Annotated in this window: 21 protein-coding genes; 6 read left to right on the top strand and 15 right to left on the bottom strand. The window is 62.4% G+C overall.

Going from position 1 to position 21541, the window contains the following annotated elements:
- Positions 1-20 precede the first annotated feature (20 nt).
- From cpdA to thiC, 4 genes are all read right to left on the bottom strand, one after another.
- On the bottom strand, positions 21-836 hold the full coding sequence (gene cpdA / locus DKW65_RS01620; RefSeq protein WP_342767575.1) for a 3',5'-cyclic-AMP phosphodiesterase: 816 nt from the start codon (positions 834-836) through the stop codon (positions 21-23).
- A 104-nt stretch (positions 837-940) separates the two neighbouring features.
- Complete coding sequence (locus DKW65_RS01615) at positions 941-1408, bottom strand: DUF1249 domain-containing protein (RefSeq protein ID WP_245932368.1); 468 nt, start codon at positions 1406-1408, stop codon at positions 941-943.
- Positions 1405-2091 carry an NUDIX domain-containing protein gene (locus DKW65_RS01610; protein WP_111655614.1) on the bottom strand — a complete coding sequence of 229 codons (687 nt, stop codon included), beginning with the start codon at positions 2089-2091 and terminating at the stop codon, positions 1405-1407. The genes DKW65_RS01615 and DKW65_RS01610 overlap by 4 nt, the downstream gene beginning before the upstream one ends.
- Positions 2084-3949, bottom strand: coding sequence for a phosphomethylpyrimidine synthase ThiC (gene thiC, locus DKW65_RS01605; RefSeq protein WP_111655613.1), 1866 nt, complete (start codon positions 3947-3949; stop codon positions 2084-2086). The genes DKW65_RS01610 and thiC overlap by 8 nt, the downstream gene beginning before the upstream one ends.
- 231 nt (positions 3950-4180) lie before the next feature.
- On the opposite strand from thiC, the gene DKW65_RS01600 reads away from it, so the two are divergent.
- A complete protein-coding gene (locus DKW65_RS01600; RefSeq protein ID WP_111655612.1) occupies positions 4181-5569 on the top strand; it encodes a TolC family outer membrane protein in 1389 nt (462 codons plus the stop codon).
- Here the strand turns inward: DKW65_RS01600 and waaA (DKW65_RS01595) are convergent.
- A complete protein-coding gene (gene waaA / locus DKW65_RS01595) occupies positions 5521-6831 on the bottom strand; it encodes a lipid IV(A) 3-deoxy-D-manno-octulosonic acid transferase (RefSeq protein ID WP_111655611.1) in 1311 nt (436 codons plus the stop codon). The genes DKW65_RS01600 and waaA (DKW65_RS01595) overlap by 49 nt on opposite strands.
- A gap of 125 nt (positions 6832-6956) precedes the next feature.
- Between waaA (DKW65_RS01595) and lpxL the strand changes: the two genes are divergently transcribed.
- Together lpxL and DKW65_RS01585 are read left to right on the top strand one after the other, a co-directional pair.
- Entirely contained in the window at positions 6957-7892 is a 936-nt protein-coding gene (gene lpxL / locus DKW65_RS01590; protein WP_111655610.1) for an LpxL/LpxP family Kdo(2)-lipid IV(A) lauroyl/palmitoleoyl acyltransferase, read from the top strand.
- Positions 7889-8626: a 3-deoxy-D-manno-octulosonic acid kinase gene (locus DKW65_RS01585; RefSeq protein WP_111655609.1), complete on the top strand. Its 738-nt coding sequence runs from the start codon at positions 7889-7891 to the stop codon at positions 8624-8626. Before lpxL ends, DKW65_RS01585 begins: the two co-directional genes overlap by 4 nt.
- A 19-nt stretch (positions 8627-8645) precedes the next feature.
- On the opposite strand, the gene waaA (DKW65_RS01580) is transcribed toward DKW65_RS01585, so the two are convergent.
- The 4 genes from waaA (DKW65_RS01580) to galE all read right to left on the bottom strand — a co-directional run bounded on the left by waaA (DKW65_RS01580) (position 8646) and on the right by galE (position 12740).
- Positions 8646-9911: a lipid IV(A) 3-deoxy-D-manno-octulosonic acid transferase gene (waaA, locus tag DKW65_RS01580; protein WP_111655608.1), complete on the bottom strand. Its 1266-nt coding sequence runs from the start codon at positions 9909-9911 to the stop codon at positions 8646-8648.
- Between the two features lie 3 nt (positions 9912-9914).
- On the bottom strand, positions 9915-10484 hold the full coding sequence (gene gmhB, locus DKW65_RS01575) for a D-glycero-beta-D-manno-heptose 1,7-bisphosphate 7-phosphatase (protein ID WP_111655607.1): 570 nt from the start codon (positions 10482-10484) through the stop codon (positions 9915-9917).
- The gene (locus tag DKW65_RS01570; protein ID WP_245932367.1) at positions 10481-11530 is read right to left on the bottom strand and encodes a glycosyltransferase family 9 protein; all 1050 of its coding nucleotides are present in this window, start codon (positions 11528-11530) and stop codon (positions 10481-10483) included. The genes gmhB and DKW65_RS01570 overlap by 4 nt, the downstream gene beginning before the upstream one ends.
- A 178-nt stretch (positions 11531-11708) precedes the next feature.
- Positions 11709-12740 (bottom strand): UDP-glucose 4-epimerase GalE, encoded by a 1032-nt coding sequence (gene galE / locus DKW65_RS01565; protein ID WP_245932366.1) that lies wholly within the window; start codon positions 12738-12740, stop codon positions 11709-11711.
- Positions 12741-12772: 32 nt separating this feature from the next.
- Between galE and DKW65_RS01560 the strand changes: the two genes are divergently transcribed.
- Positions 12773-13747, top strand: coding sequence for a polysaccharide pyruvyl transferase family protein (locus DKW65_RS01560; RefSeq protein WP_111655604.1), 975 nt, complete (start codon positions 12773-12775; stop codon positions 13745-13747).
- Between the two features lie 11 nt (positions 13748-13758).
- Positions 13759-14529 (top strand): glycosyltransferase family 25 protein, encoded by a 771-nt coding sequence (locus tag DKW65_RS01555; RefSeq protein WP_111655603.1) that lies wholly within the window; start codon positions 13759-13761, stop codon positions 14527-14529.
- A 17-nt stretch (positions 14530-14546) separates the two neighbouring features.
- On the opposite strand, the gene hldE is transcribed toward DKW65_RS01555, so the two are convergent.
- Genes hldE through DKW65_RS01540 form a run of 3 tightly spaced genes read right to left on the bottom strand, consistent with a single transcriptional unit; the run spans position 14547 to position 17680 of the window.
- Positions 14547-15986 carry a bifunctional D-glycero-beta-D-manno-heptose-7-phosphate kinase/D-glycero-beta-D-manno-heptose 1-phosphate adenylyltransferase HldE gene (gene hldE, locus DKW65_RS01550; protein WP_111655602.1) on the bottom strand — a complete coding sequence of 480 codons (1440 nt, stop codon included), beginning with the start codon at positions 15984-15986 and terminating at the stop codon, positions 14547-14549.
- Between the two features lie 3 nt (positions 15987-15989).
- Positions 15990-16583, bottom strand: a complete 594-nt coding sequence (locus DKW65_RS01545) for a D-sedoheptulose-7-phosphate isomerase (RefSeq protein ID WP_111655601.1) — start codon at positions 16581-16583, stop codon at positions 15990-15992.
- Positions 16584-16594: 11 nt separating this feature from the next.
- On the bottom strand, positions 16595-17680 hold the full coding sequence (locus tag DKW65_RS01540; protein WP_162925646.1) for a glycosyltransferase family 4 protein: 1086 nt from the start codon (positions 17678-17680) through the stop codon (positions 16595-16597).
- Between the two features lie 94 nt (positions 17681-17774).
- Between DKW65_RS01540 and DKW65_RS01535 the strand changes: the two genes are divergently transcribed.
- Positions 17775-18848: a CDP-glycerol glycerophosphotransferase family protein gene (locus tag DKW65_RS01535; protein ID WP_111655599.1), complete on the top strand. Its 1074-nt coding sequence runs from the start codon at positions 17775-17777 to the stop codon at positions 18846-18848.
- Here the strand turns inward: DKW65_RS01535 and DKW65_RS01530 are convergent.
- Genes DKW65_RS01530 through DKW65_RS01520 form a run of 3 tightly spaced genes read right to left on the bottom strand, consistent with a single transcriptional unit; the run spans position 18833 to position 21503 of the window.
- Positions 18833-19579, bottom strand: coding sequence for a glycosyltransferase family 2 protein (locus DKW65_RS01530; protein ID WP_111655598.1), 747 nt, complete (start codon positions 19577-19579; stop codon positions 18833-18835). The two genes, DKW65_RS01535 and DKW65_RS01530, sit on opposite strands and share 16 nt — an antisense overlap.
- Complete coding sequence (locus DKW65_RS01525) at positions 19576-21135, bottom strand: phosphotransferase (protein WP_111655597.1); 1560 nt, start codon at positions 21133-21135, stop codon at positions 19576-19578. Before DKW65_RS01525 ends, DKW65_RS01530 begins: the two co-directional genes overlap by 4 nt.
- Complete coding sequence (locus tag DKW65_RS01520; protein ID WP_111655596.1) at positions 21132-21503, bottom strand: HAD family hydrolase; 372 nt, start codon at positions 21501-21503, stop codon at positions 21132-21134. The genes DKW65_RS01525 and DKW65_RS01520 overlap by 4 nt, the downstream gene beginning before the upstream one ends.
- Between the last annotated feature and the right edge of the window lie 38 nt (positions 21504-21541).

Here is a 21541-nt window from a genome sequence, read left to right as displayed (position 1 = left end):
CGCGAGGGGTGCCACGGACACTAGTAACCCTTGACCGAAAAGTCCACCTCGAAGTGCACGCCTTCGACACGGGACACCTGTGTCTCGATACGACCATCGGCATAAAGATCGAACCAGCGGTAACCGGGGGCGGTATCGTCCACAGCGAAATCCTCGCTGCCGGGTTTGAACTGCACACAGGTGGAAGGTACCGAGTACAGGGCCACGCCGTGACGCTCACCCGCGTACTCCTGGTGTACGTGGCCCCAGATCACCGCCCGCACCCGGGGGTAGCGGTCGAGCACGGCAAAGAAACGGTCCGCGCTGGCCACCACCTGGGTGTCCAGCCAGGCGCAGCCCATGGGAATCGGATGGTGATGCAGGCAGACCATGACATGGTCCTCGCCCGCGGCCGCCAGCGCCTGATCCAGGAACGCCAGATCGGCCTCGAACAACTCACCGGGCACTTCACCGGGAATGGTCGAATCCAGCATCACGAAGGTCCAGTTACCAAAACGGGCCACGCAGGGGCTGACATGGGACGGGTCAGCCTGCAAGGCAGACAGCATCGGGGCCGGCTTGTCGTGGTTGCCCTCCAGCCAGTAGATCGGCGCCGCAAGCGGCGCCAGCTTCTCGTCCAGGGTCCGGCGCAGACGACGATAGGATTCCGGCGAGGCATCCTGTGACAGATCCCCGGTAGCCAGCAACAGATCCATGTGCGGCTGCTCGGCACGGACCAGCGCCAGCACCCGCTCAAGGCTGTCTTGTGTCTCCAGACCCAGCAACTTGCCGGCTTCGTCCGCGAACAGGTGACAGTCTGATAACTGCACCACGCGCAGGGGCCTGTTTTCACCCACGTGCGTCAATATCCCCGCTCCCTTTTCGTTCAGCCTTCTTATAAACCAAAGCTCGCGCCGATTTCCAGCGACCAGCCCACACACCCGGCCCCCACCGGGTGGATTCAGGCTTGCTGACGCGTGCTCCGGGTCTCAGGCCGGAGTCCACCGTGATCGTTCACATGGCGCAACCATTCCGCCAGGTGGCGATTCCATTGCAGCTTCTCGTCCTGCTGGTGCATGCCCGGATTTGGATAGTCGTGCCGGGCGGGCACCCGCTGCCAGGGGCGCGCGCCGGTCACCTCGGCGCTGCGTGCATCATGGTAGAGCCGTATCGTGAGGGCGGGCACCGGCAGCAGGGCATGCAGGCGCTCGGGCTCGAGTTCCAGCACCGTGGTATAACGGCAGCGCTCCAGCACCCGCACCGCCACGCCTCGCGGCGACTGGTCTGACGCCGGCAGGGTCAGGTGCACGGCGTCCCGCTCCTGCAGCAGCGGCATCAACCGCATCAGGTGCAGGTAATTGGTCTCGCACTGCACCATCATCTCGCGCAGATCGACGCGATACCGTTGGCGCCGGGTCATAGTGCTCATCTGTTCTCCCGGGGGCCGCCTGCAAGGGGCGAGTCAGGGCAAGTGTCGTGCACGGACAGGTACTGGCGCCGCAGCGCGGCATGATGGAGCTGCAGCCACTGCAGGGCAATCAGGCACGGGGCATTGTCCAGCCGGCCGGCCTCCATCAACGCCGGGATCTCCGCCAGCGGCACACGCAGCACCCGGATATCCTCGCCTTCCGCCGCATTCCCGTGCAGGCCGCCTGCTGCAGACAGATCCGTCACGGCGAAGAACAGCGTCATGCGCTCGTTGCTGCCACCCGGGCTGACGAGATAGCTCGGCAGCGGGATCAGCGCCTCCAGGGTCAGGCCCGCCTCTTCCTGCGCTTCCCGGCGAATCATGTCTTCAAGGGACTCGCCCTGCTGATCCGCAATACCGGCAATCACTTCCAGGCACCAGGGCGTATCCCGGTAATCCAGCGCCCCGGCGCGGAACTGCTCGATCAGCAACACCTCATCGCGCACCGGGTCCCAGGGCAGCACCCCGGCGGCCTCGGTGCGGACAAACAGCTCACGGGTGAGCTCACGACTCCAGCCGCCGGCAAACAGCCGGTGCCGCAGGCGCAGGCGATCCAGCCGGAAGAAGCCCCTGAAGGGACTCTCCCGCGACAGGATCTCCACATCCTGCGGGCCGAAGCCGTGCGCGCCCGGCCGCTCAGCCATCCGCCTTGTGGTACAACTGCGCGCCGCTGCGGCGGAATTCGTCAGCCTTCTCCTGCATGCCGCTTTCTGCCTCTTCCTGAGCCGCAGCGTAGTCCCGCACTTCCTGGCTGATCTTCATGGAACAGAACTTGGGCCCGCACATGGAGCAGAAATGCGCCACCTTATGGGCTTGCTTGGGCATGGTTTCGTCGTGGTAGGCGCGGGCGCGGTCAGGGTCCAGGGACAGGTTGAACTGATCCTCCCAGCGGAACTCGAAGCGCGCCTTGGACAGCGCATTGTCGCGCAACTGGGCGCCCGGGTGCCCCTTGGCCAGGTCGGCCGCGTGGGCAGCGATCTTGTAGGCGATAATGCCTTCTTTCACGTCTTCCCGGTTCGGCAAACCCAGGTGCTCTTTCGGCGTGACGTAGCAGAGCATCGCCGTGCCGTACCAGCCGATCATGGCGGCACCGATGGCGCTGGCGATGTGGTCGTAGCCCGGCGAAATATCAATGGTCAGCGGCCCCAGGGTGTAGAACGGCGCCTCGTGGCACCACTTCAACTGCTCTTCCATGTTGGCCTTGATCATGTGCATGGGCACATGGCCCGGCCCTTCGATCATCACCTGCACATCGTGCTTCCAGGCGACCTGGGTGAGTTCACCCAGGGTACGCAGTTCGGCGAACTGGGCCTCGTCGTTGGCGTCCGCAATACACCCGGGACGCAGGCCGTCACCGAGGCTGAAGGTCACGTCATAGGCCTTCATGATCTCGCAGATGTCCTCGAAATGGGTGTAGAGGAAGCTTTCCTTGTGGTGCGCCAGGCACCATTTGGCCATGATCGAGCCGCCGCGTGAGACGATGCCAGTCACGCGCTTCGCGGTCAGCGGCACGTAGCGCAGCAACACACCAGCATGGATGGTGAAGTAGCTCACCCCCTGCTCGGCCTGCTCGATCAGGGTGTCGCGGAAGATCTCCCAGGTCAGGTCTTCGGCTACGCCGTTGACCTTTTCCAGCGCCTGGTAGATCGGCACCGTGCCGATCGGCACGGGCGAATTGCGCAGGATCCACTCTCGCGTCTCGTGGATGTTGGCGCCCGTGGACAGATCCATCACCGTATCACCGCCCCAACGGGTGGCCCAGGTCATCTTCGCCACTTCTTCCTCGATGGACGAGGTCACCGCCGAGTTGCCGATATTGGCATTGATCTTGGTGAGAAAGTTGCGGCCGATGATCATCGGCTCGATTTCCGGATGATTGATGTTGGCTGGAATCACTGCCCGGCCACGGGCGACTTCATCGCGCACGAACTCCGGCGTGATCTCCGCAGGAATGGACGCGCCCAGCGACTGGCCCGGATGCTGGTTCACCGGCAGCCCGGCGGCACGGGCTGCTGCCAGGTTCTGGTTCTCGCGGATGGCAATGTATTCCATTTCCGGCGTGACAATACCCTGACGGGCATAGTGCATCTGGGTGACATTGGCGCCCGCGCGGGCTTTCAACGGGCGGCGCTCATCGGGGAAGCGCAGCCCGGCAGTGGCCACATCCCGGGCGCGACGACGGCCGTATTCGGACGTCAGTCCCTCCAGTTGCTCCGTATCGCCTCGCTCGGCGATCCAGGCAGCGCGCACCGGCGCCAGCCCCTTGCGTATGTCGATGTGCGCCGTTGTATCGGTATAAGGGCCCGAGGTGTCATACACTGCCAACGGCGGATTTTCCTCGCTGGCGCCACTGGCCAGCAGGGTCGGATGCTGGGCGATCTCGCGCATGGGCACGCGCAGATCGGCACGGCTGCCGGTCACGTAGATCTTGCGGGAACCGGTAATGGGTTGGCAGGCTTCCTCGATGGCGCCGGATGCGGCGCCCAGGTAATCGTCCGGCACGGATTTTCTCCAGAAAAATGCGGGGTTCAGCGGCTGCTTCACTATACGCCAGCCACGCGAAGGGCCACAACCGAAGCCGTGGTCATGTATACAGACAATGTCAACAAACGGGCGCGCCAACAGGCATTGAAAGGCGTACAGATAATGACCTTGTGGTCGGGCAGATTAGATGTCCTTTGCCCCGGTCAGAGGCTACCATTGGCGCGTCGCTGAAAACAGGAAACACGAATCATGCGCAGTCCATACCGTCTATTTGCTGCCCTCGTGGCACTGGTGCTCATGAACAGCGCCGTCGGCGCACGTGCCGCTACGCTGGCCGATGTGCTGGAGTCTGCCTGGCAGGCGGACTCCCAGTGGAGCGCCGCGCTGCGCACCTGGGAAGCCGAGCAACAGAACGTGACACAGGGCCGGGCCGGGCTGCTGCCCAGCCTGAATGCCTCCTACAGCTGGCTGGAAAGCCGCCGGGAATTCCCCGACCTGGGCATCCCTTCCCAGGATTCCACTGACCAGACGCTGACCTTCACCCTGGCTCAGCCGCTGTTCCGCCCGGGCGCCTGGAATGCCTACAAGCAGGCGGATTCCGCCACCTCTGTGGCCGCCGCCAATTTCCAGCAGGCCCGCCAGGATTTCTTTTTGCGGGTGTCGGAGCAGTACTTCGGTGTGCTGCGCGCCTGGGAGAACCTGACCTCGATTCGCGCCGAAGAACGTGCCATCGGCCGCCAGCTGGAACAGACCCGGGAGCGCTTCGATGTCGGCCTGGTGCCGATCACCGATGTCTACGAGGCCGAAGCCGCCTATGACCTGACCCGGGTGGAACTGATCGTGCTGGAGTCCGAGTTCGACATTGCCCGTGACCGTCTGGAAGCCCTGACCGGGCGCACCTGGCAAAGCCTGGCGGCGCTGCGCGAGGAACTGCCGCTGTCGGGCCCGGAACCCGCAGAGCCCAGCCAGTGGGTCGAGCTGGCACGGCAACAGAATCCCGGCATTCTGGCCAGCCTGCACGAGAGCGAGGCCACCCGGTACCTGGCCCGACAGGAAACCGCTGCCATGGCGCCCACCGTGGATCTGGTGGCGCAGCACCAGCGCTACAGGACCGACCTTGACCTACCGGGCGGGCTCGGCACGACTGGCCAGGACATCAACAGCACCGCCTACGGCATTGAGGTCAACATGCCGCTGTTTGCCGGCGGCGGGCTGAACAGCCGCCGCAAGCAGGCGGCCCTGCGCCATGCCGCCAGCCAGGACATCTACCAGCAGACCTGGCGCGATGTCGGCCAGCAGACGCTGGCCACCTACCGCATGGTCAGCGCCAACGCCCAGCGCATCACCGCCCGGGCCCAGGCCATCCGGTCTGCAGAATCGGCACTGGAAGCCACCGAGGCCGGTTATGAAGTCGGTACGCGGAATATCGTGGATGTGCTCAATGCCCAGCGGACCCTGTTCGCAGCACGCCGTGACTACGCCAACGCCCGCTACGACTACATCATCGACAGCCTGGGGCTGAAAGCCCTGGCTGGCGTGCTGGAAGAACAGGACATTCAGCAGGTGAATAACTGGCTGGAACCCATGAATCAGGTGGAGCTGGACCGGGTTCGCGACGAGAGCCCGCTCAACAACTGATCCTGCGCTTGCTCGTTGACCACACGTAACGTCTGCGCCAGCGCGCCGGTATTGGCGGCCACCACGGCCGCTGCGGCGGCGCCCTGGCGCTGACGGCGCGCCGGATCCGCCAGCAAGGCACTGACCGCCGCCGCCAGCGTCTGCGCATCACCCACCCGGGTCAAGGCACCCGCCTCGTCCAGCAAGGCGGCAATGGCGCGGAAATTATCCAGCCCTGGCCCACTGAGTACCGGCTTGCCCCAGGCCGCTGGCTCGAGCAGGTTGTGCCCGCCCGCAGGCACCAGGGAGCCGCCCACAAACGCCACGTCCACCGCTCCGAACAGGGCCTGCAAGTCCCCCATGGTATCGCCCAGATAGACCTGGGTGACCGCGCTGACCGGCTCACTCGCGCTGCGCCGGGCCATGCGGTAACCGGCTGCCGTCACCAGCGCCGCCACACGCGGGAAGCGCTCGGGGTGGCGAGGCACCAGCACCAGCAGGGCCTCGGGGCAGGTGCGCATCACCGCCTGATGCGCCGCCAGCACCTGCTCGTCTTCGCCCTTGTGAGTGCTGGCCGCAATCCACACCGGGCGCCCGGCCCAGCCCGCGCGCAGGGCCTCCGACACGGGTCGCAAACGGGTGAGATCGGTATCGAACTTGATGCTGCCGGTGATCGAGATGGTCTCGGGGTGCGCGCCCAGCACCCGGAACCGGGCGGCATCGGCGGACGATTGCACCAGCACGGCGGACAACCCGGTCACCATCGGCACCGTCAATCCCGGCAACCGCCGGTAGCCACGGAAAGCACGCTCCGACAGGCGCCCGTTGACCAGCAACACCGGCACCGCTTCCTGGCGTGCCAAAGCAATCATGTTCGGCCACAGCTCGGTTTCCATGAGCAGGACAAGGCGCGGATTGAAGGCACGGAAAAATCGCCGCAGGGCATCAGGCAGATCCCAGGGGCAGTAGACGTGCAGCACGCGATCACCAAAGCGTGCCCGCACCTGCGCCGAGGCGGCATAGGAGGTGGTCGTCAGCACCACCGTCATGTCCGGGTAGCGGCGCTGCAACTGTTCCACCAGCGCTTCAGCGGCCAGCATTTCACCCACCGACACGGCATGCACCCAGATGGACGCCGGGCAACGGTCGCGGCCCAGCCCCAGCGCCAGGCGCTCGCCCCAGCGACGCCGGTACGCCGGCTGCCGACGGCCTCGCCACCAGAGCCGCCAGAGCACGGCGGGCAGCAGCAGATACCAGAGCAGGCTATAGGCAAGGCGGGTCATTACGGTCCATCGTCTGCATCCATGACAGGACCGCAAGGATAGCACAGGCGCTGTCGTCACGCGGCCAGTGGCAGCCCCGCAGACGGGTCAGTACACTTGCAGGCTTTGCATGCCGGAACCCGTTGATGAAGCAGCCGAACCCTCGCCCCACCTCACTGGCCCACCCGCGTTACTGGGGCACCTGGTGCGTTGTCGGCCTGATCTGGCTGATCGGGCAACTCCCCTGGAATGCGCTGCTGGCACTGGGCCGGGGCCTTGGCCGACTGGTCTGGCGAATCGGCGGCAACCGTCGGCATATCGCCTGCACCAATATCGATCTGTGCTTTCCTGACCTGCCCGAGGCCGAACGTCGTGATCTGGCCCGCCGGGCGGTGATCAGCACCGGCGAAACCATGCTGGAGATCGCCGGTACCTACGCCAACAGCCGCATTGATCTGGACGCTCGCCTGGAAATCGAGGGGCTGGAGCACATCCAGGCCGCCAAGGCACAGGGCAAAGGGGTCCTGCTGGTGGGCATGCACATGAACACCATTGATGTGGGCAGCCGCCTGATTCCCCGGTACGTGCCGCTGAGCGCGGTCCACCGGCCCAACAATAACCCGGTGCTCGAACGCATGATCAGCCGGGGCCGGGGCGCGGGTAGCACCACCGAAGCCTATATCGACCGCAAGGATATTCGCGGCATGGTTCGCGCATTGCGCAACGGCGGCGTGCTCTGGTACGCCCCGGACCAGGACTACGGCCTCAAGCATGCCGTCTTCGCGCCCTTCTTCGGTGTGCCCGCCGCCACGATCACGGCGACATCGCGGCTCGCGCGCATGAGCGGTTCGCCCGTGGTGATGGTGTCGCACTTCCGTTTGCCCGGGGGCCGCTACCGGATCTGTTTCAGTGCCCCCCTGAGCGATTTCCCCAGCGGGGACGATGAGGCCGACGCGACTCATATCAACGCCCTGATCGAAGCTGAAGTCCTCAAGGCACCGGAGCAGTATCTGTGGGTCCATCGACGCTTCAAGCATCAGCCCGATGGCCACAACCCCTATCGCAAGGCAGCGCGGCCATGACCGCCACAGCGACGCTGCAACGGCTGACGGCAGGCAGGAACCGCTTCCTGTATGACCCGGCCTGCTTCAGTGACTTTTCACCCGCCTGCTTCGACCCGGAACACTGGTACGCCCGCGATGCCGTCACCGGCACCGCCACCGGACGCGGCACCACCTGGTTCGTGCAGGATGGCGACCGGCACATGGTGCTGCGCCACTATCGTCGCGGCGGGCTGCTGGCGCCGCTGCTGGGCGACCGCTATCTGCGCCAGCCCGAGGCCAGCACCCGCGCGATGCGCGAATTCCGTTTGCTGGCGATGATGCGTGATGCCGGTCTGCCCGTGCCGCGCCCCTGCGCCGCCGCACTGCTGCCGGACACCCTGCTGACCTACCGAGCCGCGCTGATGATCGAGCGCATCCCCGATGCCCGGGATCTGGTGGCGCTGCTGCAGGAAGGCCCCTTGCCAGCCGCCGTCTGGGCCGAGACAGGCCGGGTCATTGCCCGGCTGCATACTGCGGGAATCTGGCATGCAGACCTGAATGCCCACAACATTCTGCTGGATGCGCAGGACCGGGTCTGGCTGATCGATTTCGACAAGTGCCGTGAGCGCGCCCCCGGGCGCTGGCAACAGGCCAATCTGGATCGACTGCAGCGCTCGCTGCGCAAGGAAGCCGGGTTGCATGCGCACTGGCATGTTCAGCATGACGACGTGGCGCACCTGCTGAAAGGCTACGCCGACACCTTCCCCTTGTAGGCTCTCGCCTGAGCACAGCCTACCCGAGTACCTCTGTCAGGGCTGCGAGCGTCCGCTCCAGAGCGCCCTGATTGGCATGCACTACGGCTTGCCCCGCCTCGCCCATCGCTGCCCTCGCGGCCGGGTCACCCAGCAGCGCGGACACCGTCTGCGCCAACATCACTGCGTCGGCGACCTCACGCACCGCGCCGCGGGCGCAAAGCTGAGCCGTAATATCACTGAAATTGAAGTAATGCGGCCCGGTCAGCGCCGCCCGCCCCAGCGCAGCGGGTTCCAGCAGATTGTGCCCGCCTACAGGCACCAGGCTGCCGCCCACAAATGCCAGATCGGCGGCGGCAAACATCACCGGCAGTTCGCCCATGGTGTCGCCCAGATACACCTGCGTCGCCGCACTGACCGGCCGCCCCTCGGTGCGCCGCACCATGGCCAGCCCGCGACTGCGACATATCCCGGCCACGTCATCAAAGCGCTGCGGATGGCGCGGCACCAGTACCAGCAAGGCCTCAGGATGCTGCACGCGAACCTGCTCGAAGGCCGCCAGCACCTGCTCTTCCTCGCCCGCATGCGTGCTGGCCGCAATCCATACCGGTCGCTGCGCGCCCCACTGCTGGCGCAACGCCGCACCCGCCGCATACACCTGATCGTCGTACGTGATGTCAAACTTCACCGACCCGGTGACATGCAGCCGCTCGCGCGCCACCCCCAGAAGCGCGAATCGCGCCGCATCGTCGTTGTGCTGGCACAACAGCAGGGTCAGGTGCTGGCTGAGGCTGCGAAACAGACCGGCGAAGCGCGCATAACGCTGGCAGGAACGCTCCGACAAGCGCGCATTGAGCAGCACCACCGGCAACCCCCGCCGACCACAGGCCGCGAGCTGATTGGGCCAGAGCTCAGTTTCCATCAGCAGCAGGGCCGTCGGACGGTGGCGGCGCAGGAAGCGGGCGACAGCACCGGGCAGATCAAGGGGCGCATAGGCATGGCGAATCATGGGATCGGCCAGCAATCCCCGGGCGGCTTCTGCTCCGGTGGTGGTGGTGGTGGTCAACAGGATCGGTTGCGCAGGAAAAGCCTCGCGCAGGCGACGGATCACCGGCGTTGCAGCCACCACTTCCCCTACGCTGACCGCATGGAACCACAGCCCCCCCGGGGGCGTGACCGGGCCGCCCCCCAGCAATTCGTTCCAGCGGCGCCCGTAATGCGGTTTGCCCCGGCGCGGCCAGAGCATGCGTGCCAGCACCAGCGGCGACAGCAGTATCAGCAGCACGGAATAGAGCAAGCGATACATGGCTCAGCCCTCGTCCTGTACCCGCGACACCGCATCACCGACGCTGTCCCAGATTTCATCGGCCAGCGCCGCATCCTCGGGGCTGAAGGTCTGCCCGGAGCGCACCAGAATGCGCCGCCCGACACCGGCCCCCGCCGCCGCCTGCATGTCAGCCCCCTTGTCGCCCAGCATCAGACTGCGCGCCGGGTCGATACCGTGCTCACGAATCGCCTGCAACAGCATGCCCGGCGCCGGTTTGCGGCAATCACACTGCTGGCGATACTCGCCCTGCCCCTTGTCCGGGTGATGCGGGCAGAAATAAATGGCATCCAGTGTCACGCCCTGCTCCTGGAAACGTGCTCGCATCCAGTCACACAGCGCATGAAAATCTGCTTCGGTGAAATATCCCCGGGCAATGCCGGATTGATTGGTGACAACAATCAGCCGATAGCCCAGTGACTGCAAATGCCGGCAGGCCTCGAACACACCGTCGATGAAGGTCACATCCTCCGGCCGGTACACGTAGCCATGATCCACATTGATCACGCCATCGCGATCCAGAAAGGCCGCCCGGACACCCTGGCCTGCGCTCATAGCCCTCGCTCCGCCACCACCCGGTCGAACATCGCCGTGACCTGTTCCACCGTGATGGCATCCATCAGATCATCCCCGTAGACACGCTGGCCCCAACGCGTCTGCTCCGCAGTCTTGCCGCGCTGGGCAGCCAGAGCGCTGTGGTAGGTATCCACCACATATTCACGAAACAGATAAGGGCCAGTGCGATCCGGATTGCTGTGGCCGTACAGCCCGATCACCGGCGTACCCGCCGCCACCGCCATGTGCACCGGCCCGGTATCCGGCGCCACGACCAGACTGGCCTGCTGCAACAGCGCATACAACTGGCGCAGGCTGCTACGCCCTACCAGATCGACCAGCGGCACGCTGCTGTGCGCCGTGATCTCGGCCGCCAGGCGCCGTTCGGTATCCGTGGGGCCACCACACAGGTACACCGCAAACCCCTGAGCCACCGCATGAGCTGCCAGCGCCGCGTAGCGCTCGACACGCCAGTTGCGCTCCAGCGCCGAGGCGGCAGGCACCAGAATCACGTGGCCTCGGGCGCCCGCCACCCGCTGCGCGCGCGCCCAGTCGCGATCCGCCTCGGCCACGGGCAGCGCCCACTCTGGCGGCGCCACCGGCACGCCGATGGCCGTGGCGAACTGACGAAACCCGTCCAGCACGTGCATGCCCTCCCGGGGCGCGATGCGCTCGTTGATAAACAGCCCATGCAGCTCCTTGGCGCGCGCCCGGTCAAAACCGATGCGCCGACGCGCACGGATACACAGGCTGGCGATATTGGCGCGCAAGGCCAGCTGCATATGCAACAACACATCGAAGCGCCGCCCTGCCAGAGTCTTGTACAGATCTCGATAGGCATGCCAGCCCCGGTGCTTGTCAAAGATGATGAACTCGATTCCGGGCAGGTGACCCAGCAACGCCGCCTCGACACGGCCAATCACCCAGGTGATGCGGGTCTGCGGATAATGCCGCTGAATCGCCTGAACTACCGATGCGGCATTGCAGGCATCACCAATGGCGGACAGACGCAGGATGCAAATGGAGTCAGGTGCGGGGTGGCTCAATGTATGCATCCTCTCAATGAGTCCGTCGCGCCGGATGTTTTCAGTACTGACAGAAGCTGATGCAGCATCGGAACGTCCGGGTCATGCGCTTGAGAAGTCGTAATTACGCGAACGGCATCATAACACCGAGCACCAGCTCTCAGGCAGGCCTCTGCGGCCAAATCCCGCCGGGCATCACTCAAACCCGTCTGGCGAGCACTTGCTGCCACGCCCAGGCATGTCTGACCATATCCTCCAGTGTGTACTGCGGCGTCCATCGGAGCTCCCGGGCCGCCTTGCCAACATCAGCCCAGTAACTTGCTGCATCACCAGGACGCCTGCCTGTAATCCGGTATGGAATCTGTTGGCCACGCGCCAATTCAAAAGCCTTCACGACTTCCAGCACGCTATATGCCCGGCCTGCGCCCAGATTCCATTTGTGCAACCCCCCATGGGCACATAGAAAATCGAGCGCCAGAACGTGCCCGCGCGCCAGATCCATAACATGGACATAATCGCGCATCCCCGTACCATCCGGGGTCGGGTAGTCACCACCGTAGACCTCGAGGTACGGGCGAATACCAGCCGCCACCTGAGCGATGTAAGGAACCAGATTATTCGGGGTGCCCGTAGGCGCTTCGCCGAGTGCGGCCTCCGGGTGGGCGCCTACCGGATTGAAATAACGTAGCACCGCTACTGCCAGCGAGGGATCCGATCCCACCTCATCCGTCAGTATTTGCTCTACCATCTGCTTGGAGCGACCGTAGGCATGGCCCGGATGCCCTGACGGAGACGACTCCTGAAGGGGCATTTCGGCTTCTGTGTCATACACCGTGGCTGAAGAACTGAAGACCAGGCGCCTGACGTTGTGGCGCCGCATGGCGGCAAGCAACTCGATTGAACCACCTACATTGACGGAATAGTAGCGTGCCGGATGGCGAACACTTTCGCCAACAGCCTTGAGGCCGGCAAAATGGAGGACCCCGCCAAAGTCGCCGCCTCGCAGAATACGGTCCAGGCATTCGCCATCCCGTATATCACCAACGACCAGGTGCGGCGAACGACCAGAAACCTGTTCGATCCCCCTGATACTTGACGCCGTACTGTTACTCAGGTCGTCAAGAATGGTAACATCATGCCCGTTCGTCAGAAGACTGGCGACGGTGTGGCTCCCGATATAGCCTGCCCCTCCAGTCACCAACAATTTCACAGCATTTACCTTATTATCCAAGAATAATTCCCGATTATGCCACAAGGAAATGGATGAATATATCATTGCAGGATGGTGCTGAAGCCCTTCAGTCTCATCAGACAATCATGGCGAAGCTGAGCGCACCTGATCCGGCACTGGATCGACTCATTAAAGGGCATCGTCTTGTACTGATGGATATCCCTGTTTACGGCAACATCGGGGATTTACTCATCATGCTGGGCACCTGTTCGTACCTCAGAAGGTTTGCCCAGCCACCATCGCTGACAGTCTCTGCATACAATCCCTGTTTTGATGCCATTCGTCCCGATGACGTCATCCTCATGCAAGGGGGAGGCAACCTGGGGGACATCTACCCGATTCATCAGACATTGAGGGAAGAGGTTGTTCGAAAATTCCCGGGCAATCGCATCATCATTCTTCCTCAGAGCATACATTTCCTGCATCAGGAAAATCTGGATCGCTGTATGTCGCTTTTTGCTTCACATAACGACCTCCACCTTTTTGTCAGGGACAAGGCATCTTACAAGCTTGCCGAACCACTGCAGGACAGGCGCTCCATGGCACCTGACATGGCCCATTATCTGTACCCGATCGGAACCCGCTCAGAACCATCCAAAGACCAGCTTTTTCTATTAAGAAAGGACATCGAGTCCACTTGCGAAGCCCCGCTGCACCCCGCCCACATGACAGTCGACTGGTATGACATACTCGGCAGCCGACACCGAAGGATCATTCGATTCTTCCGAAGCCTGTTCAAACGCGCAAGAACGCCCGGCACAGCGAACGCCGTAGCCGCGCTCTGGCTGAGATACTCCAGCCACATCGCCAAACTGGCCGAAAGGCGTTTCAGCCGGTATGGGTCAGTAAGGACCGACAGGCTGCACGCGCATATTCTGGCATGCCTCATGGACAAGCCCCACGAAGTCCTTGATAACAGCTACGGAAAGAATTCGCGTTATATCGACGCCTGGACGGCGGAAAGCCCTCTGGTAACCCTGTCAACACCAAGAGAAACAGAACAGTGAACACGTCACCCATGACCATTTATCTTGTCTCCCTGGACAAGGATACTGCTCGAAGGGATGTCTTTCGTGAGCGCTTCCCCGAAACATGGCCGCACACCGTCCATCTCTCGGCGGTTGACGGCAGAAAGCTGGATGCTGGCAGCTACTTCAAATATGTCACTGCCTCTTTGCGGGAAGGCCGAGGCCTGATGTCGCCCGCCGAAGTCGGTTGCTCTCTGAGCCACATTGCCGCTCTGGAGGCCTTCCTTGCGTCGGATGCAAGGCATGCCCTTGTGCTCGAGGATGACATTCTGGGCAATGACATGGACATTCAGCACCTTGCGGATCTCGCTGAGCGCCTGGATGACAATGACATATTGATTTGCGGGGGGCAGGAAGGCCTGAGCCACCGCAAGTATCAATTCGGGAAACGAAACAACAGCCAGGAGCCCTATATCCTGGCTCCATTTTCATACCGCTATATGTTCCGGACATGCTGCTATATTGTTGGAAGGCCCGCAGCAGAAAGGATTATCGCCACACAGAAGCGCGCGCTTCGCGTCGCCGACGATTGGGGCGCATTCTTCAGCAACACCAGCATCAGAATGCTACTGAGCAATACGCTGGCCCACCCGGAAGACCTCTCCACCAGCCTTATCGAGGCCGAGCGCATTGATATGAGCCAGTCCAGAGAAAAAAAGACTCGCTCGCTGACAGATCGGGTTCGCAACCGTGCATCTCGAATTGCCCGAAAAATACGGATCCTGCGCCTACTGCTACAAGGGTACAGACCGGCGCGCTAGGCAGGGCGCCTTGCGGATCAGCCTCTCATCTTGCTGATAATTGCACTGCTTGAGCGCCCCTCCAGCAAAGGCAGAACGCGCACATCACCGCCGTTCGCCCGCACGAAATCAGCCCCCACGATGGTATCCACCGTGTAGTCGCCCCCCTTGGCGAGCACCTGTGGGCACACCTGTTCAATCAGGCGCGCCGGCGTGTCCTGCTCGGCGAGGTCATCGCCAAACGGCAGCACCCAATCAACACAGGCCAGGGCGCGCAGCACCTCGGCGCGGTCCTCCAGCGTATTGACCGGGCGGCTGTCGCCCTTGAGACGGCGAACCGAAGCATCACAGTTCAGGCCCACCACCAACCGGTCACCCAGAGCACGGGCCTGAGCCAGATAACGCACATGACCCGCATGCAGGATATCGAAACAGCCGTTAGTGAAGACGATGCGCTCACCCTGCGCGCGGGCGAAGGCGATATGCTGCAACGCCTGGGCCACGGTCGGCGTGTATCCTGCCGCATGCCGGGTGCGGCTGATGCGCGCCGCCAGTTCCTCCGGCGAAACGGTGGCCGCCCCCAACTTGCCGACCACGATGCCCGCCGCCAGGTTGGCCAGCTCGGCGGCATCGACCAGCGGCACCCCAGCACTCAACAGCGCTCCCAATGTCGCGATGACTGTGTCACCAGCGCCGGTCACATCACTGACCTCAAGCACCTCTGCGGGGAAATGGTGATGGCTGTCCGCCGTGATCAGACTCATACCCTGCTCGCTACGCGTCAGCAGCATGGCGGCAATCTCCGCTCGAGCCAACATCTCCCGGGCCGAGGCCAGCATTTCGGTGTCATTGCCGACAAGACCGCCCGCCAGACGGAATTCGGACAGGTTCGGCGTAATCACATCGGCGCCACGATAGACCGCGAAGTCCGCCTGTTTGGGATCCACCAGCACGGTCTTGCCCGCCGCACGAGCCGCCTGGATGATGTCACCCACGCGGCGCAGGGCGCCCTTGTTGTAGTCGCTGATAATGACGGTATCGTAATCATCCAGCAGCGCAGTACTGCGCGCGGCCAGACGCTCCGCCGCCGCCGCCGGGAAAGGCGCTTCCATATCCAGGCGCACCACCTGCTGGTGGCGGGAAATGATGCGCATCTTGGCGATGGTGCGCAGCGCAGGGTCGCTCAGCAGTTCTGAGTGGATGCGCTCCGCCACCAGGATATCGCGCAGGGCCGCACCCTCACGGTCCTCGCCGATCAGGCCCAGCAGCCCGACCCGACCATCCAGGTGGGCAATATTGCGCGCCACGTTGGCGGCACCGCCCGCCTTGTCCTCGATGCCCGCCACATGCACCACTGGCACGGGCGCTTCCGGAGAAATCCGGTGCGTGTCACCGTTAAAGTAACGGTCCAGCATGACATCGCCCACCACCAGGACGGCGGCGTCGCCCAGACGACTCAGGTGTGACACGTCCGCCATCGGTCAGGCCTCCTGCGCCAGCGCCGCATCCAGCGCTTCGCAAAGCCAGTGACCGATGAACATGTGCGCCTCCTGAATACGCGCCGTCTCGTCACAGGCAATGATGATCGACAGCCGGGCGATATCCTTGACCTTGCCACCATCGCGTCCGGTCAGCGCCACGCTGGTGGCGCCGACGTCATTGGCCGCCGCCAGCGCCAGATTCACGTTCTCGCTTTGCCCGGATGTGGTCAAACCAATCACCAGATCACCGGGACGCGCCAAACCACGCACCTGGCGCTCGAACACCGTCTCGAAGGCATAATCATTCGGATGCGCAGTCAGAATAGAGGTGTCCGTGGTCAATGCAATGGATGACAACGGCCCCCGCTCGCGCTTGTAACGCACCATGAACTCCGCCGCCAGGTGCTGACAGTCCGCCGCGCTGCCACCATTACCCAGCCACAGTACCTTGCCGCCCGAGGCCAGACATTCGCGGGTCAGCACCAGCAGCTGCTCTGCCTGCGGCAGATAATCACGCATGCGAGCAAAGGTGGCATGGTGTCGATCCAGCGCCGCCTGAAAACTTTCAGCGGGCTTGAAGGTTTCCTGTGACATAGTGGCTCTCGTCATTCGGCCAGCAATTGCCGATACCAGTTCAGTGTATTTTCAACCGTCTGATCAGCATGAAATACATCATCTATTCTCTGTCGGGCGCTGGCAACTCGCTGCGCCGTCGCGGCGGTGTCCCTCAAGGTACGCGCTATGGCCGAGGCCAGCGCGTCGGGATCACGCTGCGCCACCAGCAACCCGGTTTCGCCATCCAGCACCAGCTCATCGGTACCGCCTGCTGCCGTGGCGACCACCGGTGTATCGACACACATGGCCTCGATCACCACCCGCGGCAGACCCTCGCCGCTCTCGGAGGCTGATACGAGCACATCGCTGCCACGAATGATCGCCACCGCGTCATCGCGATAGCCGGCAAAATGAACCCGGTCAGGATGGGCGCACTGGCGGATACGCTCCCGCACTTCCTCATTGCCGTCGATACGCCCCACCAGCAGCAGGTGACAGTTCAGCTCCGACGGCAGTCGGTCGAAGGCATCCAGCAGCGCGGTGACACCCTTTTTCGCACTATTGCGGCTCAGGCAGCACAGGGTCCGACCGCCTTCCGGCACGCCGAACTCGGTTGGAGAAACTGCGGGCACGTCATACCAGGACCGGTCATGCCCCTTATAAACGGTATGCGCCTTGTGGGCGGGGAAACGCCACCAGAGAAACGACACCGCCAGCAGCGACTGGCGCACCGCCTCGGCCACACAGAAAATACCGTCGAGCCTCGGGCTCAGATAGGTGTGCCAGGATTCCGGTTTGAGGTAGCTAACCCCCGTGGTGACACCTCGGTAACCCAGCAGCTTTGCGCGATGGCGGCGCGCTGCCCGCAGTACACACGGCAGGGCCCGGGAATTGAACGCCTGGACGATATCGTAATCCCCGCGCTTGATCTCTTCACCGATCAGCTGCGTGGCCTCACGGTCGAAGCGGCTCTTGACCGCCAGGGGGATCACCTGCACGCCAGCCGCCTCCAGAAGCGGATAGTTGCGCCCCGAGGTGTTGCACATCACCACCAGGTGGTCGACACGGCGAGCGAGCCGGATAAAAAGTTCGGTTTCCGGGCGGTCGGCCCGGTCCGTGACGCACAAAACTTTCATGCACTGTTCCCTGGACATGACGCGGCAGGCAAGTGGCGGCTATCATGGCCAGCCAGAACAGATTGTAGCCCATTTGCCATGGAAGTGTTATCCGATGCCCGAGGCCCAGCGCTTTCTTCTGTATGCCGAGCAGAACTACGCTTACGCGATTCTGCGGCCCCTGCAGACCGCGATCCGCGCACGCGGCGGCGAAGCCCGCTGGTTCCTGGCGGGCGACGAGATCAATACGGGCTGGCTGCAACCGGATGAACAGCGACTGACGGACATCGACGCCGTGCGGGCCTGGGCGCCCGAGGCCGTACTGGTGCCGGGCAACATGGTGCCTGGCTTTATCCCCGGCCTGAAAGTGGCCGTATTCCATGGCTTCAATGTCGCCAAGGCGACCCGCAGCGACGATCGGGGGCACTTCAATATCCGTGGCTGCTTCGACCTGTATTGCACCCAGGGGCCGAACACCACGGCGGGCTTCGAGGAGCGTGCCGCGAGATACGGCTACTTCCGGGTGGCCGAGACCGGCTGGCCTGCGCTGGACCCCTTGTTCAACCCGGAGGCCGATACGCACCCCGACAGCACGCCGCTGCCGACGCCTGACGGGCGCCCGACGATCCTGCTGTGCTCCACCTTCACCCGCAGCCTGAGCTGCGCCCCGCATCTGCTGGAGGCCGTGCGCCAGCTACGCGATACCGGACGCTGGCAATGGCTGGTCCAGTTCCATCCGAAGATGGATCCGGCGATGATCGACGCCTACAAGGCCCTGACAGATGACAATCTGACTTACATCGAAACCGACAATGTGCTGCCACTGCTCCGCCGGGCTGACGTCATGGTTTGCGACACGTCTTCAGTGATGCTGATGTTCCTGATACAGCGCAAGCCGGTGGTCACCTTCCGCAATCAGAGCCAGGGCTCCCGCGAACACCTGCTGAACATCAGGGACGCAGACCAATTGGCCAATGCGGTCGACACCGCCCTGGCACAACCCGACACGCTCATGAGCGCCATAGACGACTATATCACCCAGCTGCACCCCTACCGGGACGGCCTGGCCAGCCAGCGCGTGCTGACCGCCGTCGACCGGGCGCTTGAGCGCCCCCCTCAACGCCGGAAGCCGATCAACCTGGTACGCAACCTTAAAGAAAGGAAAAAGCTGGGCTACTGGAAGCCCTGACCTGACACCGCCGCCCCGGAACCGGGCGAGGCCAACAGCGCCTCATACTCAGCGGGCGTGCCGCAAAAGATAACCTCATCGCGATCAATCAGATGATAGCGAACATCTTTTCCATCGCGAATCAGCCGGTTGTACAGTGGTGCGATATAGAACTCTCCCCGAACGGTATCGTCTTCCCGCAGGGCCTCCTCAAATACCGCATCAAAATCTGCCTTGCTCCGGAAATAGTAGAGCCCATCACTGCACAGATCCGAGATGCGCTCTTTCTCCGTTGTTCGCAATACCCTCCCCCCCTCGCCCGGCAGCACAAATGACCAATGCTCACCCTCACCGCGGAACACTTCAAGATAACCATCACAGGCGCTCGCCATATCCGGCTTCACAAAGCCAGGCCTGAAAGTATCGATATTGAAGATATAAAGCGGTTCATTACCCGGCACATCTCTCAAGCCGCATGACACCGTCTCGGCCTGCCCACGCGTATCCTGGTCAAACTCCAGGACTTCCGCATGCCGCACCCCCAGCCTGTGCAACGCATCGGCGACGAAGCCCGCTGCGCCATAGTCCTTACGCACCAGGAACCTGAACGTATCGTCAGAAAAATAGCGCGAGAAAGAGGACACTGCATGCTCGAAAACTGAAGTATTGTCGAGCTGCAACTGGTACTTCGGTTTCCTGTAGCCCGACCTGAAGAACCGGCTGCTCTGCCCAACCATGGGAATGACGATCATGTGGCTGCCTCCATGTCCAGATACAAGCGCGCCGCATTAGCGACAAAAGCCATCTGACGCCGCACGTTATCGGCATGCAACGGCAGCATCGACAGAAACAGAAGAATCATGTGCGGGTAAAGATCCGCCGTGCGCACACGAGTACCCAGAAACTGCCGCCGGGCAAAAGCGTTCTGAACCTCGCGCACACGCTCTTCAATGCGGATATGCAGCTCGAAGTCGTAGATGCCATCAGAATCAAATTGCATCGCGTCAGCAACTATGAAGTCATAAAGACCCAGCACCGAATGGGACAGTTTCGCCAGGTCATAGCGAACATCTCCGTAAATCGTCATGTCACCGTCCGGGTTGACGCCCCGGGGGTCAATCACTTTGATATCGCCTGCACGACCATCAAAAAGAATATTGCTGAAGCATAGATCGCCGTGCATCACGCCGGGGATCGGGGGCGCACTCTGCACACGATCAATACACAGCGCTGCCAACTCCGTGAGCGAGGGCACCGCTTTACCATTGCATACCAATGCGTGATCCAGATCGAAACGTCGCTGAGCAGAGAAACGCTCCAGACGCCGCCAGGTCTTCGAGACATACAGGCACTCTGCACTCTGACCCTCCGCCTCGGCCGTTCCTCCAGCACTTTCGGATGCACAGGCTTCAACAAAGCGATCTACGCGATTGAATATATTCTCCCAGAAGAACAACGGATTTCTGCCGTGCACATAAAGCTCGTTAAGCGGCGGCAAGTACAGATACTCCAGCGAGTAAAACGGTCGCCCCTCAAACTCGCCACACTCGAGCACCTGCGGGCAGTAACGCTTTATCGAAGGAGGAACATGCGCATACCAGTACACCTCGGATTTTATCTTCAGCTCATCGCTGCCCGACTTCCATACCTTGCCATTATCAATATGCAGGTCGTTGAACGCACGCTCTGTGGTCATGCGGGCACGCGAAGCGTAATAGGTATTGACATGACCAAGATCCAGCCAGTGCTCCACCGGCACCCGCGTCATGGCCAGCTGCTGATCGTAGGCTCTGACCGCCTGACCAAAATGGCAGCGCGACAAGGTCAGGGCCTTTGCCAGCAGGCGTACATCGGAGAATGAAAAAAAGCCACTCCAGACCGTTTCATCCTGATCGCCGATCGACTCAACCTCCCAGTTGTAATCATCCTGCGTCGCCGACACCGCCAGCACGTCGGAGCCGTGAGGGATATCATTGATCAGGGTGTCACCGTGGAGAATCCGCAACGTCTCGTCGTAACGTCCGACACTGTTGATGACATACAGGACCGCCTCGGCAAGACTGAGATCATCCGGAACACGCACGACTTCCGCCGAGGCTTCGGAAAGACGCCTGGCATCCACGTCAGGCAACGGAAAGCTCTCCGGCAATGAGACGAAACAGGACTCTCCGGGAAATACTGTTTCAAGCTCCGCCAACTGATGCTCGTAAAGACGCCGATTCCCTATGGGCAGCATACATGGCGGTATGGCGCCAAATTCAGCCCTGAATTCATGACCGATATAGGCCGCAGACGTCAGGACAATCATTTCTCCTTCTCCAGAAGGCCAATAATCTCCTCGTAGGTCATGCTGGCAAACTCGGAAGGCCTGACAGCCTTGTCATCGACATAAAATCCCTCATGTCCACACCAGGGCTTGCCAACATGTATCTCGTCATATGGCACTTCATGTAACTCGAGCCAACGGATGAGTCGCGGCAATGTATTGGCATTGATCTTGCCTATATTGCCTTCATAAGTGCGCATGTTGCGGCTGGTATTGAGGATGATCTGGAAACCCATCGACTTGTATTCTCTCAGGGCTTTCAGCACAGACTCCCGCGGCGTGGAGCGGTCATAATCGCCCCGCCTGGTGCGGCATATGGTGTCATCCACATCAATCACCAACCTTTTCATGGCTCTCCTGCCCTGAACACTACTGCGTAACCATGCGA

The sequence above is a fragment of the Isoalcanivorax indicus genome (genome assembly GCF_003259185.1).
Taxonomy (GTDB): domain Bacteria; phylum Pseudomonadota; class Gammaproteobacteria; order Pseudomonadales; family Alcanivoracaceae; genus Isoalcanivorax; species Isoalcanivorax indicus.
This window is presented reverse-complemented; position numbering and strand designations above follow the sequence as displayed.